This is a genomic window from uncultured Phyllobacterium sp., assembly GCF_902479695.1.
Lineage (GTDB): Bacteria > Pseudomonadota > Alphaproteobacteria > Rhizobiales > Rhizobiaceae > Phyllobacterium > Phyllobacterium calauticae.
Genome location: NZ_CABSQF010000012.1, coordinates 52710 through 70770 on the forward strand (window position 1 = coordinate 52710; position 18061 = coordinate 70770).

Here is an 18061-nt window from a genome sequence, read left to right on the forward strand (position 1 = left end):
AGCTTTCAATAGACCAATGGCAATACGCGCCATGTTCTGGCGCGATATTGGCGATACTCTTCCCCGAAGGCCTCTTCCATCATCTGTTCCTCCGCCCCAATTCTGGAGAAGAACAGGAAACCGAACCCCGCCAGACCCGATAGACCGGCGATATAATTGGGCAAAAGCAAGGCCTGGGTCAATGCCATGAGCCAGAAGGCCGTGTACATGGGATGCCGCAGGCGTTTGTAGATGCCCGTGGTAATAAGTTTGTGATCCTGCTTCAGTTGCAGGGAGACCGACCACATCTGCCCCAGGGCCTTGTGCGTGAGCCGGAACAGCAGCAGCGCGGCAATGCCGGTCAGGATACCCAGGGTGAAAAGGACGGGGCTTGGCGTATAGGATGCGAATCCCGGCCCGCCGGTGGCGACATAGACGGCCGGGATGATGCCAAGACCGGTCAGCGATACGGCGAGCCGCAGCGTGTCGGCGCCCTTGCGGCGGTCGACGGTCAGTTTCGCGCGGCGCGCGCGCCTGTCGAACGGACGGCGCAAGAGATACCAGGCGACGATAAGAACGACCCACAGGGCCTTTCCGGCAACAGCAAGTGACATCATATGGTGGCAGTTTCGGCTATTTTCATGGGTGAGGAGGACTGGGCGGCGCATTCGCATGGCAGCCCGCCGCGTGCGGCGACATCGGCAAAGCTTTCCGGTCCGCAGAGTATCGCATGCCAGGAATAGGCCGAGCGCTTTTCGACGCCATAGACAAATTGCCGGTGCACGCGGAAGAAATTCCGCCGAATGGACCTGTAGGTTTCATCGCATAACTGGCTGCGAAAGCGGACCTTGACCAGAACGGGCGATTCCGCGCCCGCGATGTTCAGATCACGGACGGGATTGGATTTGTAAAAATTCATCGGGTCTGTCAGCGATTGCGCGTCGACCCAGATGGCGCGGCTGCGCGCGACGGTTTCAACGCTTGCCCGCAGGGCTTTGGCGGCCGGATGCAATGCCAGTTTGAGCAGGCTTGACCCCACGGTCAGCAGGCCATAGCGCCGGGAATCATTCTGCTGCAGGGCGGCATCGAGAATATGCAGGGCGCAGATCGCCCCCATGCTGTGCGCGGCAACGACAACCTCGGTCGCTGGCGCCGCCTGACTGATCCGGGCTGCGGCATCACTGATGACCTGGTGCAGTTTTGCCGTGATGTCGGGGCGGCGGTTGCGTGCCATGTCACGCGCGAATGTCCAGTCGTCCATGATCAGCAGGAAGTGCATCTTTTGTGCCGCCACGACCAGCAGAGCGAGGGCCGCCGCCAGGCCGACGGCAACGGCAACCGCCGCCTGCTGCGCCAACCCCAGGGCAATGCGACCGGTGCCGTAGGACAGCGCCGCAATGGCACCCATGATGACGAGCGGATAAAGGAAGAAAAGCGCATAGCGCCAGCTTGTCGACAGGAAGCGAAAGAACGTGCCGCTGACAATGAAATCGATCAATGCGGCGATGCCGCTGAGAACGCGAGCGGCAGGGTTGCGCGCGGCGTAGAAATGGTTGATGTCACCGAGGCCGTAGAGGACAAAATCAGTTCTGGCGGACCAGTTCGCACCGGCGGTTGCAAGCGTGAACTCTCCCACGCTGACGCCGCCTTCCGCGGACGATACCTTCAACGCGCCATCCTCCTGCAACGACATGTCATAAACAGGCGCTGTCTTGGTTGCCTCCCGCAGGAAGCGCCGATGATGGGCCTCGACCGGCATATGTTCAAAGCCTGGCAAGAGAACGACCAGGCGATTGATAACGGACATCTGCCACCTTTCCAGGTTCCGATTGCGACGGTGTCAGCGCTCTCAACTCAATCGAGCCAAGAAGGAATTTAGATGACCGACGTTAACAGAACGTCGTCAAAGGCAAAGAGTTGCAATGGTTGGTGCCATGGCAGCTTTTTGGCGTATTCGCCTTCAACCTGAACCTGTCCAATCGCGGTTATTTAGGGGCCATGCGTATGGCGCCGTCAAGGCGAATCGTTTCACCGTTCAGCATGGGGTTGTCGATGATATGCAGGGCCAGGGCCGCATATTCCTCGGGTCTGCCGAGGCGGGAAGGGAAGGGGATGGAGGCTGCCAGCGAATCCTGGACCTCCTGCGGCATGGCCAAAAGCATGGGTGTGCCGAATATGCCGGGTGCAATGGCCATGACCCTGATGCCGAAACGCGCCAGTTCGCGCGCAGCGGGCAATGTCAGGCCGGCAATGCCTGCCTTCGAGGAAGCATAGGCCGCCTGGCCGATCTGGCCATCGAAGGCGGCAACCGAGGCGGTTGAAATGATCACGCCGCGCTCACCCGTATCCAGCGGCTCGAGCTTGGCGGCCGCGTCGCTGACCAGCCGCAGCATATTGAACGAACCGATGAGATTGACCTCGATGACCCGCCGGTACAGGTCCAGATCATGCGGACCGTCGCGGCCGACAATCCGCCCGGCATTGGCGATGCCCGCGCAGTTCACCAGAATCCGTGCGGTGCCAAGCTTGTTTGCGACATGGGCAACGGCACGCTGGGCATCGTCCGCACTGGACACGTTGCAGGCCACGGCCAAGCCGCCAATGTCATCGGCGACTTTTTGCGCTGCATCAATATTGATGTCGAAAAGGGCAACTTTAGCGCCTTTCTCTGCCAGCGCGCGCGCTGTCGCGGCACCCAGACCCGATCCGCCACCCGTAACAATCGCTGTTTGGCCCTGAACGTTCACAATGCATCTCCTCACTGATTTTCATGCGTTCTGGCACGAGTTTGGGTCCCGATCCAGTCGTTATTTATGATCGAAGCTGGGGGGAAACATGTTCTGGCCGGGATTGTGCAGATATAAAAACGCTGCTTCGCAAAAGTCGCCGGCGTCACATTTAGTGAATTTCGCTATTTTTGTGACTTTGTTAAAAAATTTCCCCAGAATCTTCGTTTCTTCATGAGATGGCAGGTTGACTGCGAATAAATCTGCTTGCATTGCGACATTGCAAAGGCTTCCATGCAATCTCGGTTGCGGGCATGGGGGCCGGCAACACAAAAAACCTCTGAAGGTGGAAAAATGAAGACCTACAAGAAACTCCTTGCGGCGACAGCGCTTGCAATGTTGACGGGTGGGCTGATGGCAGGTGGAGCCTCGGCTAAATCTCTCGTGTACTGCTCTGAAGCTGCTCCCGGCGGTTTCGACCCTGCACTTTATACCGGCGGTGAAACGCTTGATGCGACTGGCCAGGCTGTTTTCAATCCATTGGTTGAATTTACGCCCGGCACATCGACGGTTCGCCCGGCGCTTGCAGAAAGCTGGAAGATCTCGGATGACGGCCTTGAATACACGTTCAAGATCCGCAAGGGCGTCAAGTTCCAGACCACGAGCTATTTCACACCAAGCCGCGAGCTGAATGCCGACGACGTGGTTTTCTCCTTCGAACGTCAGAAGGAAGGCAGCAAGTGGGCCAAGTATGTCGAAGGCGCGACCTACGAATATTTTGAAAGCATGGACTTCCCCAAGCTGATCAAGGAAGTCAAGAAAGTGGACGATCTGACAGTCAAGATCGTGCTGAACAAGCCAAGCGCCCCGATGCTCGCCGGCCTTGCGATGGACTTCTCGTCGATCGTTTCGAAGGAATATGCCGACAAGCTGATGGCTGACGGCACACCGCAGAAATTCAACGAACAGCCGGTCGGTACCGGTCCTTTCCAGTTCGTTGACTATCAGCTCAACACTGCGATCCGCTACGAAGCCAACCCGACCTATTGGAAGGGCAAGGTTAAAGTCGACAACCTGATCTTCGCGGTTACACCGGACGCGGCCGTTCGCGTACAGAAGCTGAAGGCCGGCGAATGCAACCTGACGATCTATCCGGATCCGGCCGATGTTGATGGCCTGAAGGCCGACAAGAACCTGACCGTTATCCAGGAAAGCGGCCTGAACATTGCCTATCTGGGTTACAACACCACCCAGGCACCTTTCGACAAGCCGGAAGTGCGCAAGGCGCTCAACATGGCCATCGACAAGAAGGCAATCGTTGATGCCGTCTATCTCGGCCAGGCCAAGCCGGCGATCAACCCGATCCCGCCGACAATGTGGTCCTACAACAAGTCGATCAAGGATGACGAATACAATCCTGAAGCGGCAAAGAAGGCCTTGGAAAAGGCTGGCGTGAAGGATCTTTCCATGAAGATCTGGGCGATGCCGGTTGTGCGTCCCTACATGCCGAACGGCCGCCGTACGGCTGAACTGCTGCAGTCCGATTTTGCCAAGGTCGGCGTGAAGGTCGAGATCGTCAGCTATGACTGGCAGGAATACCTGAAGCGCGCTTCCGATCCGAAGCATGACGGTGCGGTCATTCTCGGCTGGACCGGTGACAATGGCGATCCGGACAACTTCCTTGCCGTGCTGCTGTCGTGCCAGGCCGTCGGTCAGGCCAACCGTACCGCATGGTGCAACAAGGAGTTCACTGCACTGATCGACAAGGCTGCTGTGACTGCCGATCAGGCCGAACGCACCAAGCTCTATGAAGAAGCCCAGGTTATCTTCAAGCGCGAAGCTCCATGGGGCACGCTTGCTCACTCGCTCGTAACGACAGCCATGACCAAGAACGTGACCGGCTATGTAGCCAGCCCGTTCGGCGTTCATAACTTCGCTTACGTCGACATCACCGAGTAATTTACTCCTCGCGGTACCGGCTTCGGCCGGTACCGCCTTTTATTGGGTTACCATGTTCCGATACATCGCTTCACGAGTGCTGCTGCTGATTCCGACCTTTATCGGCATCAGCTTTGTGGCTTTTATGTTCATCCGCCTGCTGCCTGGCGATCCTGTCATTGCGCTCGCAGGCGAGCGCGGCATGACGCCGGAGCGTCACCAGATGCTGCTTGAGCAGTTTGGCTTCAACAGGCCGATCTGGGAGCAGTACTTCTCGTTCCTGTGGAATATTTTTCACGGGGATTTTGGTACGTCGATCGCCAGCAAACGTGCGGTCCTTGCGGATTTCCTCACCCTGTTCCCGGCGACGCTTGAGCTTAGTCTCTGCGCCATGCTGTTTGCCGTCATCATCGGCATTCCCGCCGGCATTTTCGCTGCGGTCAAGCGCGGTTCGATCTTCGACCAGTTGAGCATGGGAATCGCATTGGTTGGCTATTCCATGCCGATTTTCTGGTGGGGCATCCTGCTGATCATCCTGTTCGCCGGTATTCTGCACTGGACGCCGGTGTCGGGCCGCATGGATCTGATCTATTTCTTCAAGCCCACGACCGGCTTCATGCTGATTGACAGTCTGATTTCCGGGCCAAAGGGTGCGTTCAAATCCGCATTCTCGCATCTGATCCTGCCGACTATCGTGCTTGGAACCATCCCGCTCGCGGTCATCGCCCGCCAGACACGTTCCGCCATGCTGGAAGTGCTGGGTGAGGATTATGTGCGCACGGCACGGGCCAAGGGTCTCGCGCCGAAGCGGGTCATCGGCATCCATGCCCTGCGCAATGCCATGATCCCCGTCATCACGACGATCGGCCTGCAGATGGGCCTGCTGATGGCCGGCGCCATCCTCACGGAGACGATCTTCTCCTGGCCCGGTATCGGCAAGTGGATGATCGACGCCATCGCGAAACGCGATTACGTCGTCGTTCAAGGCGGCCTGATGCTGGTCGCGCTGATCGTCATGACCGTCAATTTGATTGTCGATCTGCTCTATGCGGTCGTCAACCCGCGTATCCGCGTAAAGTGAGGAACTGTGACTAACGAAGTTTCCCCTCCCGCACCGCTTGCTGCCGCCCCCAAAGAGGGCCGCATGGGCAGGTTTGCAGAATTCTGGTTCTATTTCAGCGTCAATAAAGGCGCTGTCATAGGGCTTGTCACCCTGATTTTTCTGGTCCTCGTTGCCATTCTCGGACCATTCATTGCGCCGCATGCGCCCTATGAGCAATATCGCGAAGCACTGCTGACGCCACCGGCCTGGCAGGAGGGCGGCAATACGTCATTCCTCCTGGGAACCGATGCTGTTGGCCGCGATCTGCTGTCCCGCCTGATCTACGGCGCACGCTTCTCGCTGTTCATCGGTTTGATTGTCGTGGCCATTTCCATGGTCACCGGCGTCATCCTCGGTGTTCTCGCCGGCTATTTCCGCGGCTGGGTCGATGCGCTGATCATGCGCATCATGGATATCATTCTTGCCTTTCCGCCACTGTTGCTGGCGCTGGTGCTCGTTGCCATCCTGGGACCGGGCCTGTTCAACGCGATGATCGCCATTGCGCTGGTTCTGCAGCCGCACTTTGCGCGTCTGACGCGCGCGGCGGTGATGAGCGAAAAGAACCGCGAATATGTGATTGCCGCCAAGCTTGCCGGTGCGGGCCACATACGGTTGATGTTCAAGACAATCCTGCCGAACTGTCTGGCGCCGCTGATCGTGCAGGGCACGCTGTCCTTCTCGAATGCCATCCTTGAGGCGGCGGCTCTGGGCTTCCTCGGCATGGGTGCGCAGCCGCCCACACCGGAATGGGGCACCATGCTGGCAGAGGCACGCGAATTCATCCTGCGCGCCTGGTGGGTGGTCACATTCCCCGGTCTAGCCATCCTCATCACCGTGCTTGCGATCAATCTCGTTGGCGACGGTCTGCGCGATGCCCTCGATCCCAAACTGAAGAGGAGCTGAGATCATGGCGCTGCTTGAAATCAAGAATCTCTCGGTTGGATTCGACACGAGCTCGGGTCAGTTCATGGCCGTGCAGGGGATCGACCTGCACGTCGATGCCCGCGAAGTGCTGGCCATTGTCGGCGAATCCGGCTCGGGCAAGTCGGTTGCCATGCTTGCTGTCATGGGGCTGCTGCCGAACACGGCTACTGTCACGGCGGACAAGATGGTCTTCAACGGCCACGACATGCTGACGATGACGACCAAACAGCGGCGGCAGATCGTCGGCCGCGATGTGGCGATGATCTTTCAGGAACCCATGGCAAGCCTCAATCCGTGCTTCACGGTTGGCTTCCAGCTGGAAGAAGTTCTGCGTTTCCATATGAAAATGGATGCCAGGACCCGGCGCACGCGGGCGATCGAATTGCTGAAGCAGGTCGGTATTCCCACGCCGGAGGAACGGCTGAACTCGTTCCCGCACCAGATGTCCGGCGGTCAGTGCCAGCGCGTCATGATTGCCATCGCCATCGCCTGCAATCCGAAGCTGCTGATTGCCGACGAACCGACGACCGCGCTCGACGTGACCATCCAGAAGCAGATTCTCGATCTGCTGGTCAGCCTGCAGGCCAAGCATGGCATGGGGCTGATCATGATCACCCATGACATGGGCGTTGTCGCGGAAACGGCCGACCGGGTGATCGTCCAGTACAAGGGCCGCAAGATGGAGGAAGCCGACGTGCTGTCTCTGTTTGAAACACCGAAGAGCCCCTATACGCGCGCCCTTCTTTCCGCCTTGCCGGAAAATGCGACGGGTGACCGTCTGTCCACGGTCGCAGACTTCATGAAGAACGAGGCCGCCAATGCAGGAGCAGCAACATGAGCGAGATCGTTCTTGAAGGGCGCAACATTGTCCGCGATTACCACGTCAGCGGCGGCCTGTTCGGCAAGCCGAAGACGGTGCGCGCGGTCAAGGGTGTCAGCTTCACGCTGGAAAAGGGCAAGACCCTTGCCATCGTCGGTGAAAGCGGCTGCGGAAAGTCGACGCTCGGCCGCATCCTGACACTGATTGATCCGCAGTCGGAAGGCGAACTGCTGATCGACGGCAAGCCGATTAACATTGCCAAGGACAGGGTGACGCCGGAAATGCGCCGCAAGGTGCAGATCATTTTCCAGAACCCCTATGGCTCGCTCAACCCACGCCAGAAGATCGGCGAGGTTCTCGGCGAACCGCTGCTGCTCAATACCAACAAGACGGCGGCGGAGCGGCGGGAACTCGCCATGCAGATGCTGGTGAAAGTCGGCCTGGGTCCGGAGCATTACAACCGCTATCCGCATATGTTCTCCGGCGGCCAGCGTCAGCGTATCGCCATTGCCCGTGCATTGATGCTGAGCCCGAGCCTGCTTGTGCTCGACGAACCGGTCTCCGCGCTTGACCTTTCGGTGCAGGCACAGGTGCTCAACCTGCTGGCTGATCTTCAGGACGAATTCAACCTGACCTATGTATTCATCAGCCATGACCTCTCGGTCGTGCGCTACATCGCCGATGAGGTGATGGTGATGTATTACGGCGAAGTGGTTGAGTACGGCACGCGCGACGAGGTGTTTTCGAACCCGCAGCACAGCTATACCAAGACGCTGTTTGCGGCGACGCCGAAATCCGATGTCGCCAGCATTCGCGCCCGTCTGGAGAAGAAAAAAGCCGCCGCTTGATTTTAGCGCGCGGTTCGTGGTTCGACAAGCTCACCATGAGGGAGAGTGAGGATTGCAGGGAGCCGTACTCTGCAAGACCGTTCAAACTGCAATGTTTCCGATTGGCGTGCAGCACCACTCTCCCTCATGGTGAGCTTGTCGAACCACGAACCACGCACAGCACGATTTGCAGGAGGAACTGTTATGAGCGGACGTCAGCCGATTGCAACTGCCCCAAAGGACGGCAGCAAGGTCCAGGTTTTCTGGAAAGACGAGGACGGGCAGGAGAACGAATCCCTGGCGCAGTACCGGTCGCTGGACCGCCTGAAGGCGACCGGCGGCCAGTGGGATGAAACCGATGCGGGCTGGTGGATCTTCACCGATTCAAACACACAGAAGAAAGTCACGCCGCATGCATGGCAACCGGCCGGCAAAAGCGGCGACGACGATGAGGACGGCGACGACAAGTAAGGCGTGCGGGGTAGTCGTTTAATTTCTCTGATGCTTTAGCAGCCCCCGCACGATGTCGTCGGCGGAGATCATGCCGAGAATGGCGCCATTCTCGACAATGCCGACATCGCCGCCATTTTTCGACACCGCCTGCATGATCTGGCGCACGGGGGTGGCCAGGCGTGCCGTTGCGGCGAAGGGTCGGTTGGCGGGCCGGCTGCGGTCCAGCGGTACCATGATGTCGCCGGCGGTCAGCACACCCAGCGGATTCATGTTGGCGACGAAGTCGGCGACATAGTTATCGGCCGGGTTGAGCAGGATGTCCTGCGCCGTGCCGCACTGGATGATGCGTCCGCCTTCCATGATGGCGATGCGGTTGCCGATCTTCATCGCTTCGTCGAGATCGTGGCTGACGAAAACGATGGTCTTCTTCAGCCGTTCCTGCAGGCTGAGCAGCTCATCCTGCAGACGGGTGCGAATGAGCGGATCGAGCGCCGAAAACGGCTCGTCCATCAGCAGGATCGGCGCGCCGGTGGCGAAGGCGCGGGCAAGGCCGACGCGCTGCTGCATGCCGCCGGAAAGCTCGCTGACCTTGCGCTTGGCCCAGTCCTTGAGATTGACCAGCGCCAATTGCTGTTCCACGGCTTCCGCGCGCTCTTCCTTGGACACGCCCGACAGTTCGAGGCCGAAGCCGACATTCTCCTCGACCGTGCGCCAGGGCAAAAGGCCGAACTGCTGGAAAACCATGGAGACAAGATGCTTGCGCAGATCGCGCAGCGTATTTTTGTCCGCCTTGCCGACATCGACCGAACGGCCGCCATGATGCACGACGACGGACCCGCGCGAAATCGGGTTGAGGCGGTTGATGGCGCGCAGAAGCGTGGATTTGCCCGAGCCGGACAGGCCCATGAGCACGAGGATTTCGCCTTCGGCAATGGTGAGCGAACAATTATGGACACCGAGCACATGGCCGGTTTCCGCCTGGATGTCCGACCGGCTCTTGCCCTGGTCGGCAAGCGCCAATGCGCCGTCCGTCTTCTTGCCGAAAATGATGCAGACGTTTTCGAGGGTGATCGCGGTCATTCACCAGGCTCCTTGCCGGGACGGAAGATACGGTCAAGCACGATGGCGACGACCACGATGACAAGCCCGGCTTCGAAACCCAGCGCCGTGTTGACCGAGTTGAGCGCGCGGACAACCGGAACGCCGAGCCCGTCGGCACCGACCAGGGCGGCAATGACCACCATGGACAGGGACAGCATGATAGTCTGGGTCAGGCCCGCCAGAATTTGCGGCATGGCGTAGGGCAGCTCGATCTTCCACAGAAGCTGGCGCGACGACGCGCCGAAGGCTTCGCCCGCCTCGACCAGATGCTGCGGGGTGGAGGACACGCCGAGATGCGTCAGGCGGATCGGGGCAGGGAGAACGAAGATCGCCGTTGCGATCAGGCCGGGAACCATGCCGATACCGAAGAACACGATGGCCGGGATGAGATAGACAAAGGTCGGCAATGTCTGCATCAGATCGAGGACAGGCCGGATCGCCGCGTAGAACCGGGGGCGATGGGCTGCGATGATGCCGATGGGGACACCGATGCCCATGCACAGGATGCAGGAAGAGAGCACCAGCGTCAGGGTCTCCATGGTTTCCTTCCAGTAGCCCTGATTGAGGATGAACAGGAAGCCGAACAGGGTGAGCAGGGTCACGGCAATCGAGCGGCGGAGTGCATAGGCAACCGCGGAAAAGATGGCGACCATGATCAGCGGGTGCGGGTATTTCAGAACGAACATGAGGCCGTCGATGAACGACTGCATGACGAAGGCGAGCCCATCGAAAAACCCGGCGAAATTGTTCGTGAGCCAGTCGACGACGGCCTTTGCCGTCTTGCCTACCGGAATCTTGTCTTGTGTCAGCCAGTCCAAGCGAAAATTCCTCTGTCGGTTGCAGTATCAGGCGAAAGAATCGCCCGGTGCGTACACCGGGCGACAATATCGGCAAGCCTTAAAGACCGAGCGACTTCTTGACGGCTGGTAGACCGTCCTTGCCGTCAACCGTCGTCACGCCGGCAAGCCAGGTGTCGAGAATGGCAGGATTGGCCTTCAGCCATTCGGAGGCTGCCTTCGGGCCGTCTTCGCCGCCGTCGAGAATCTTGCCCATGATCTCATTCTCCATTTTCAGGTCGAACTTGAGATTGGCCAGAAGTTTGCCAACATTCGGGCATTCGGTCGTGTAGCCGGCGCGAACATTGGTATGAACGGTTGCACCGCCGAAGTCGGGGCCGAAGAAATCATCGCCGCCGGAAAGGTACTGAATCTTGAAGTTGGTGTTCATCGGATGCGGCGCCCAGCCGAGGAAGACGATGGGCCCCTTGGTCTTCGTCTGCTTGGCAACCTGCGCCAGCATTCCCTGCTCGGATGATTCGGCGACCTCGAAGCCCTTCAGGCCGAAGGCGTTCTTGGCGATCATGTCGAGGATCAGGCGGTTGCCGTCATTGCCCGGCTCGATACCATAGATCTTGCCGCCGAGATCGCCCTTGAACGTGACGATATCCTTGAAGTCTTTCAGGCCCTTGTCATAGAGATACTGCGGCACGGCCAGTGTATATTTTGCGCCGGTGAGGTTCACACCGAGATCTTCAACCGTCTTGTTGTCGAGATAGGGCTTGAGATCGGCGGCCATGCTGGGTGTCCAGTTGCCGAGGAATACGTCGATGTCCTTCTTGCCAAGGGACGCATAGGTCACGGGAACCGACAGGACCTTCGTATCGGTGGAATAACCCAGTCCCTTGAGCACGGCGCTTGCCGCTGCCGTGGTCGAGGTAATGTCGGTCCAGCCGACATCGGCGAATCGAACGGACTTGCAACTCGCGGGTTCCGCGGCGAAGGCGGTGCCGGCGGTCAGCGTGAGAGCCAGTGAAATGGTCAGTTTGGTCAACATTTTCATCGATTGTTCTCCCTCTCCGGTTTTCTACCGGCTGTTAAGGGCATGAACCAAGCACCAATTTCGCAGGGGTTCAAGCATAGCCGCGCATAAATCCGGTCAATTCGCGACAGTTGTTGATATTCCGGCAAAAGTTGCACCCTCTGCACGGGAGAGGCTTCAAGCCTGGCCTCAACTCTGATTAAACGCCCTTATGGCAAAACTCTATTTCAGCTACTCCACCATGAACGCCGGCAAGTCCACCATGCTGCTGCAGGCATCCTACAATTACCAGGAACGCGGCATGCGGACGATGATGTTCACGGCTGCGCATTATGCGGAAAACGGCGTCGGCGTTATATCTTCACGCCTCGGTGTGACGGCGGCCGCCGAGCTTTACCGTGACGAGGACAATCTTTTCGACCGCATCGCATCGGCGCATGGCGCGAATGCACTAAGCTGTGTTTTCGTGGATGAGGCGCAGTTCCTCACCCGGGACCAGGTCTGGCAACTGGCACGCGTTGCCGACCGGCTGCATCTGCCCGTGATGTGTTTCGGGCTTCGCACGGACTTTCAGGGCAAGCTCTTTCCCGGTTCGGCTGAATTGCTGGCCATCGCCGATACGCTGCGGGAGATCAGGACCATCTGTCATTGCGGCTCGAAGGCGACCATGGTGGTCCGGCACGATTCGACGGGCAAGGCGATCACTGAAGGAGACCAGGTATCCATCGAAAAATCCGTGTATGTCTCGCTTTGCCGCAAGCATTGGGAAGAAGAAACCGGGCGGATTGTTTCGGACCATTAGAGCTTGTTTCGGCCTAATATAGCCTGTCATTTTTCTATAGGCTTTTTTTCGTTAAATGCCGTGTCTATATTCGAACGGCAGATATATTTATGATTTTATCTTGGCATCTAGGGGAGACACCAATGGCGAGCTTGCAGAGCTTTGATACCGAGATCGAAAAGACCCGGAATATGGTCAATGAGATGCGGACGAAAATTGACCAGTCCAGTGTCGTTCTCGACAAGTTCGCCAAGGCGGATGCTGCGATCGGAAATCCCGACTTCGATATCGAAAATGCCCGCATCGACGATGTCCTGCGCCAGCAGAAAGTCATGGAAGGCAATATTGCCGACCTGATCATCGGTCTGGAAGACGCGACCAATGTGTTCGGTTCCGAATTTGAAAGCATGAAAAGCTATTCCGGCTGGGAAAAGCTGGTCGGCGTTTTCTCCAAGGACAAGATGCAGCGCCTGCGGACGGATCGCGTGCGCAACATGTCGCTGGCCGGCAACCTGCAGGAACTGCTGTCGAAATCCGACCGGATCGTTGGCATTCTCAAAGAGCAGAAGACCATTCTCGATGCGCGCTACAAGACGTCGGAAGCCAGCCTTTCCAACGTGATCGAGCGCCGCAAGACGGCAGTGGCGACACTCGAAGCCACCCAGAAACGCATCGAAGAGCTGAACCCGCTGCTGCTCGATATTGAAAACCGGATTGCCGCCTCGACCGATCAGGGCACCCGCGCCACGCTGGAAGGCGACCGCTCGAAACTGGCGACGGAGTACAATGAGCGCCAGGCGAAGGAGCAGGAACTCCTGGCGGAAAGCCAGACGCTGGAACGCTATACCTCGATGTTCCAGACATTCGTCGATTCGCTCAACAACCAGATCGCCGCGCAGAGCACGCTGATCAACAAGCTCTCCATCGATACGGAACAGCGCATCGTTCTCTACAAGGCGCTGGAAGATTCCTTGAAGACGGCGGCTCAGCAGGACGTGGCCCACAAGATCAATACCCTTGGCAGCCGGGTCGATACGGCGGCGGAAGAGACCATGGCCGGTGTCGGCGCCGCCGCGCAGAAACACATTGGCGACCTGCTCGAGATGCACGAGAAGAACATGGTCAGCACCCAGGATATCCAGCGCCGCAAGAAGCTCGCCGACGATGCTTTCTCGCGCCGTTTCTCGGAAGTCCTGAAGAAACACAATTCCGCTGACTACGTGCAGAATTAATGGCCGGGAATGCTGATCTGACCGCCGCCGAACGCTATTTCGGTGCGATCCGTGCTGCACTGGACGGGCTGGACATCTTTCTCAACAACCAGCAGTCGCCGCTCTACAAGCACGATCTGGTTGCGCAGACCGTATCGGAATATCTGCGGCGGCTGGAAGCCTCCTTCGAATGCTGGCGCAACCGGATCGGTTTCACCGACCGGTTCCAGATTTCGCGCGCCGAAAGCGGCTTTCCGGTTTTCCAGAACGTGCTGGAACTGGAAAACGACAAGCGGGACACCAGGGCCCGGCTGGCAGCCATTCCGCCAGCGGCCGCGCTGCGCAATGAAATGGCCGATTTCATCCTGCGGCATCGCGCATTTCCGCGCGATCTGCAGAAATCGATGGCGGAGCGGATTTATCTGGAAACGGTCGAGCAGGGAGAGGTTTTCTCGCCTTTCATCCTGCCGGTGACCATCCGCGTTTCGGTCAATCCGAAGACCATGCGTCCGCTCTACGTGGTGCACTGGGGCGCCTTTGACGGCGCTTCCAACCTGCCGCTGATCTATATGGCGATCATCGAGGATTCGTCGCAGGGCCTCGTGGAAACTCTCGTGGGCAAGGACGGCAAGCTCAATCCCGGCGTGCGGATACCGCTGCCCGTCGGCGGCCTGCTCAATCCGGAGCTGGCACGGCGCTTTGACGATTTCGCCGCCAAGAATTCGGCCTATTCGCTGTCGCCCATCACGATTGCGACAAGCCTCGATACGGATTTTCCGGAACTCCACCCCAAGCAGCTGCGACGCGTGGTTCTCGGGCCGTTCTACACGACGGGTATTACCGAACATAACCAGAAGGTTGCCGATGTCCTGGAACGCGTGCGCAAACCGGAAGATGCCTGGCTTCTGACATGGACCATGCAGGAGGTTTTCTCCAAGGCGGAACGGCCGGGCAAGCGCGGGCTCTGGTCTTCGGAGCCGTCGCGCGAGGAGTTCTACATCAATACGGATGATCTGGAGGCGGCCCGGCAAGGTGTCAGCAGCTACGAACAGCATGCGCTGGTGCCGCACGAGGCCTATCAGGCGCTCTATGCCTCGGGCGAGGCCAGCCGTATTTTCAGCGGGTTCAAAACCCATATCCTGTCCAACGGCCAGGTCATCAGCGACATTTAGGGGAGCACGATCATGGATGTCGGTTTGACCACCATCGACGAGAAGGACATCACCAAGCATCTGCCGGTGGCGCAGGCCATGGTGACGCGTTTTGTCGTGCTGGAATCAGGCGATGCGAAATCCGGGACCGAGCTTGCCGGTACCGGGCGGCGGTTCGTCTCGACGGTTTCGACCGGCGGTCTGCGCTCAACGCGTGAAGTGGACCTGACCAGGACGATCCAGTCCGTGCGTCCCGATGACCAGATGCTGTCCATCGCCCAGCACACCCTGTTGTTCCGGGTGCGCCGTGGCGCGGCAGTCGCATTGGCCGTTGCCGATGTTTTTGGCCGCCAGAGCGATCTGGAGAACCTTCTGGCGCGCAATGCCTCGGCGCCCCTGCAGGGGGAGGATGCCAGCCATTTCAAGAAGCTTTTGTCCGCCGCCGCCTATGTCTCGGCTTTTGCGCTTGCTGCCTACCTCTCGCAACTGATCGAAGCGGATAGCCAGGCCGCCAATGACGTGACGGTTCCGGAATTCAATTTCGATACGGCGCAGGATGCACTGAAATCGATCGTCGGCGGTTTGGACCGGGCCATTGCCGGTGCCGCTGATGAACAGACCATGCTGGCGCGGGCGAAAGCCTATGCTGCTGCGGCCATTGAAGGCCTGCTGCAGCGCAAGGGGCGTTTTGACGGGCTCGGCAGCTTTGAAGACATGCATCTGCGTCTTGATAGCGACGATTTCACGCTTGACGGCTTCGATGTGGCGCCGGGCAAGAAGCGCACGCCGCTGGTCATGACGTTCAAAAAACCCGATGAAGTCATCGGCAATCACATTGCCAAATATCAGGCTTTAAAACTGTCCAAAATGCTGATGGCCTATGATTTCGACCGGCAGCTCAACCCGTTTGTTGAACTTGGCGGTTTCCTGTTCACATTCATCGGCGACGGCGCACCGGGGACGGGCAAGACGACGCTGATCCAGATGATTGCCGGTCTCGTCAACGATTACTGCCAGGTGGCGGGCTATGCCTTCCATTACGAGAATTTCGGTGTCGATCAGATTTCCTCCTATCAGGGAAAATCCGGACAGAACTGCCGGCAATTCGTCAACAACGTGCTCAATCCGCGCGTGATCGGCTTCGGCACCATCGATGATATCGATCAGGTTGCCGCGCGGCGTTCCGATGACCGGGCGTCTGCCGGCCAGCAGGAAATCACCGGCGTGCTGATGGAAGCGTTTGCGGGCGCCTCCACCGTGGTGCGCGGCAACTGCGCGTTCGGCATGTTCTCCAACTATCCGGAGAATGTCGACGATGCGCTGCGCCAGCGCGCCGGAGCGCGCTGGCTGGTGGACGGGCCGCAGACCCGCAACGATTACATCGATATCTTTGCGCTGCTCGCCGGCAAGAACCACAGGATTCCGCTCGGCGAACACAGGCTGTTCGAAGACCAGCAGATCGAACGCGCCGTAGATGCCGCCTATGAACAATTGTCGAAGCCGCAGGAAGACGGGCTGAAAGCGGTGTATGAGCGCTTCATTTCTGAGAACGGCGAGCCGGAAACGCTTGCCGATATCGGTACCTATCTGCACATGATCAAGGAACGCGAGCCGCGTTTCACCGGCCGCGCCATCAAGAACGTGACAGATGCGATCAAGATGCGCGCCATGGACATCGAACTGCCGGATGCATGGTTCGAAAAGCCCGAGACCTTCATGCACAAGCCCTATGATGAGAAAAAGGCGATGGTGAAGGAACTGCGCAAGCCCTTCACCATGGAGATGGTGCTGCAGGAAACCAACCGGTATGCGGATTCGGAATTCCGCTATGCCGACAAGTCGGACGATGCCGCCGTGGAAAAGATCGTCCGCGATGCGCGCCTGCGCGAACGGGCGATCCGGGAAGTGGAAGCCCTGAAAGCCAGGGGGCAGTGGGACGTCTGATGGACCTTCTCTACGAAAACGAACTGATCTACGGGCGTCTGCTGACGATCGACCAACCGCATCTGATCGAACGCTATAACCGGGCACTGACGGCTTTTGGATTCAAGGCAACCGAACTCACCCGGTTCAATATTGACCGGACGGGTTTCTCGCCGGAGATTGCCGCTGAGCTGAAGGACCCGTCCTATCTCGATCCCAATGGCGTCAACCGCCGCTTCATCATTCTGACGCCGGATCAGGCGATGCTGCCGGTGGTTCACACGCAGTTCTCCAACACGTCGCAGCTGATGTACGAGTTCTTCAGCAGCAATGCGCGGGCGATCAACGCGCTGACCATCAAGGATGTGATCTTCGGCGAGATCGAGGACAGTGTTTCCATTGTCAACGACATCGAGGATCTGCTGTCGATCAACCAGGTCGAGTTCCGCGTCCTTTCGGCAGAAAACGTCATGGGGCAGGCGGCGGAACTGCGCCTGCTGGTGGACCGGCTGCAGAACGAGCCGAACATCTGGCGCGACGACGATCTCATCAACCGGATGGTCGAACTTGCCAAGGTCACCGGCGATATCCGCGAGAATTCACTGGTGCCCGACAAGGTGGTGTTCCGCCACAGCGCCTTCTGGACCAGCCATTTCGGCGGTATCTATATCTTTGTCGATGACAATACGACAACGGTCATCGGCGATCCCGCCGCTCCCGGCTTCCGGCGCTCGCGTCCCTGGCAGGTCAATTACATCTCGATCAAGGACGCCGATCAGGTGTTCCAGTTTCTTGCCGCGACGGGGCGCATCGAGTTGCCGCGCGGCTCGTGGATCGAGCAGTCGGGCTATCTGGAAAACCGCGGCGAGATGATCATCCGCCATCTCATCCGGACGCTTGAACCGGAACGCAATCTGAGCGGCATTGATCGTATCTGGCTGCAGACCTGGATTCATGCCAATGCCAGCCTGATCAATCATGACGGGACATGGCCGTTCCTGAACGCCGTGAAACGTGAAATTGCCCAGACAGGGCAGATCAACCTCTCCGAGATCGATCCGGCGCGCCGTTTTCTGGTGGTGCGGGCGCTCCCAAGCCATCCCGATGCTTGGCTGGTCAATCAGCTGATCAGTGATTTTGTCCCATGGGATTTCCTGTCGCGGTACATCTTCAACAAGCAGGGCTTCTACGCCGACTACGGCCGCTGGAGCCCCACCTTTCAGGAACACGTTGTCGATATACTCAAAACAACCTATTTGAAGGACAAGGAAGGGCTGCGCAGGCGGCTCTACGGTCTCACCTCCTAG

The 18061-nt window shown here is 58.7% G+C and carries 17 protein-coding genes; 11 read left to right on the forward strand and 6 right to left on the reverse strand.

Translation table 11 applies throughout. The features are described 5' to 3' along the window. Positions 1–5 precede the first annotated feature (5 nt). The 3 genes from RDL77_RS09680 to RDL77_RS09690 all read right to left on the reverse strand — a co-directional run bounded on the left by RDL77_RS09680 (position 6) and on the right by RDL77_RS09690 (position 2726). Positions 6–596, reverse strand: a complete 591-nt coding sequence (locus RDL77_RS09680) for a protein-S-isoprenylcysteine O-methyltransferase (protein ID WP_308526393.1) — start codon at positions 594–596, stop codon at positions 6–8. Next, entirely contained in the window at positions 593–1786 is a 1194-nt protein-coding gene (locus tag RDL77_RS09685; protein ID WP_288192661.1) for a hypothetical protein, read from the reverse strand. Before RDL77_RS09685 ends, RDL77_RS09680 begins: the two co-directional genes overlap by 4 nt. 178 nt (positions 1787–1964) lie before the next feature. Next, positions 1965–2726: a 3-hydroxyacyl-CoA dehydrogenase gene (locus RDL77_RS09690; protein ID WP_288192662.1), complete on the reverse strand. Its 762-nt coding sequence runs from the start codon at positions 2724–2726 to the stop codon at positions 1965–1967. Positions 2727–3059: 333 nt separating this feature from the next. Here RDL77_RS09690 and RDL77_RS09695 point away from each other — a divergent pair, with 333 nt between their 5' ends. From RDL77_RS09695 to RDL77_RS09720, 6 genes are all read left to right on the forward strand, one after another. Continuing rightward, a complete protein-coding gene (locus RDL77_RS09695) occupies positions 3060–4664 on the forward strand; it encodes an ABC transporter substrate-binding protein (protein WP_223612535.1) in 1605 nt (534 codons plus the stop codon). A 52-nt stretch (positions 4665–4716) separates the two neighbouring features. Then, the gene (locus RDL77_RS09700; RefSeq protein ID WP_223612536.1) at positions 4717–5724 is read left to right on the forward strand and encodes an ABC transporter permease subunit; all 1008 of its coding nucleotides are present in this window, start codon (positions 4717–4719) and stop codon (positions 5722–5724) included. Between the two features lie 63 nt (positions 5725–5787). Then, entirely contained in the window at positions 5788–6648 is an 861-nt protein-coding gene (locus RDL77_RS09705) for an ABC transporter permease subunit (RefSeq protein WP_288192663.1), read from the forward strand. Positions 6649–6652: 4 nt separating this feature from the next. Beyond that, positions 6653–7507, forward strand: coding sequence for an ABC transporter ATP-binding protein (locus tag RDL77_RS09710; RefSeq protein WP_288192664.1), 855 nt, complete (start codon positions 6653–6655; stop codon positions 7505–7507). Then, positions 7504–8337: an ABC transporter ATP-binding protein gene (locus RDL77_RS09715; RefSeq protein ID WP_223612539.1), complete on the forward strand. Its 834-nt coding sequence runs from the start codon at positions 7504–7506 to the stop codon at positions 8335–8337. Before RDL77_RS09710 ends, RDL77_RS09715 begins: the two co-directional genes overlap by 4 nt. A gap of 183 nt (positions 8338–8520) precedes the next feature. Then, positions 8521–8787, forward strand: coding sequence for a hypothetical protein (locus RDL77_RS09720; RefSeq protein ID WP_288192665.1), 267 nt, complete (start codon positions 8521–8523; stop codon positions 8785–8787). Positions 8788–8805: 18 nt separating this feature from the next. Here the strand turns inward: RDL77_RS09720 and choV are convergent, their stop codons facing one another. From choV to RDL77_RS09735, 3 genes are all read right to left on the reverse strand, one after another. Further along, positions 8806–9849 carry a choline ABC transporter ATP-binding protein gene (choV, locus tag RDL77_RS09725; protein ID WP_288192666.1) on the reverse strand — a complete coding sequence of 348 codons (1044 nt, stop codon included), beginning with the start codon at positions 9847–9849 and terminating at the stop codon, positions 8806–8808. Then, positions 9846–10688: a choline ABC transporter permease subunit gene (gene choW, locus RDL77_RS09730; protein ID WP_288192667.1), complete on the reverse strand. Its 843-nt coding sequence runs from the start codon at positions 10686–10688 to the stop codon at positions 9846–9848. Before choW ends, choV begins: the two co-directional genes overlap by 4 nt. A gap of 79 nt (positions 10689–10767) precedes the next feature. Continuing rightward, positions 10768–11709: a choline ABC transporter substrate-binding protein gene (locus RDL77_RS09735; protein ID WP_223612542.1), complete on the reverse strand. Its 942-nt coding sequence runs from the start codon at positions 11707–11709 to the stop codon at positions 10768–10770. 190 nt (positions 11710–11899) lie between these two features. Here RDL77_RS09735 and RDL77_RS09740 point away from each other — a divergent pair, with 190 nt between their 5' ends. The 5 genes from RDL77_RS09740 to RDL77_RS09760 all read left to right on the forward strand — a co-directional run bounded on the left by RDL77_RS09740 (position 11900) and on the right by RDL77_RS09760 (position 18061). Then, entirely contained in the window at positions 11900–12490 is a 591-nt protein-coding gene (locus RDL77_RS09740) for a thymidine kinase (protein ID WP_288192668.1), read from the forward strand. A 122-nt stretch (positions 12491–12612) separates the two neighbouring features. Beyond that, a complete protein-coding gene (locus RDL77_RS09745) occupies positions 12613–13701 on the forward strand; it encodes a hypothetical protein (protein ID WP_223612544.1) in 1089 nt (362 codons plus the stop codon). Next, on the forward strand, positions 13701–14852 hold the full coding sequence (locus tag RDL77_RS09750; protein WP_288192669.1) for a hypothetical protein: 1152 nt from the start codon (positions 13701–13703) through the stop codon (positions 14850–14852). Before RDL77_RS09745 ends, RDL77_RS09750 begins: the two co-directional genes overlap by 1 nt. 12 nt (positions 14853–14864) lie before the next feature. Beyond that, positions 14865–16775, forward strand: a complete 1911-nt coding sequence (locus RDL77_RS09755; RefSeq protein WP_288192670.1) for an AAA family ATPase — start codon at positions 14865–14867, stop codon at positions 16773–16775. After that, a complete protein-coding gene (locus RDL77_RS09760) occupies positions 16775–18061 on the forward strand; it encodes a DUF6638 family protein (protein WP_288192671.1) in 1287 nt (428 codons plus the stop codon). The genes RDL77_RS09755 and RDL77_RS09760 overlap by 1 nt, the downstream gene beginning before the upstream one ends.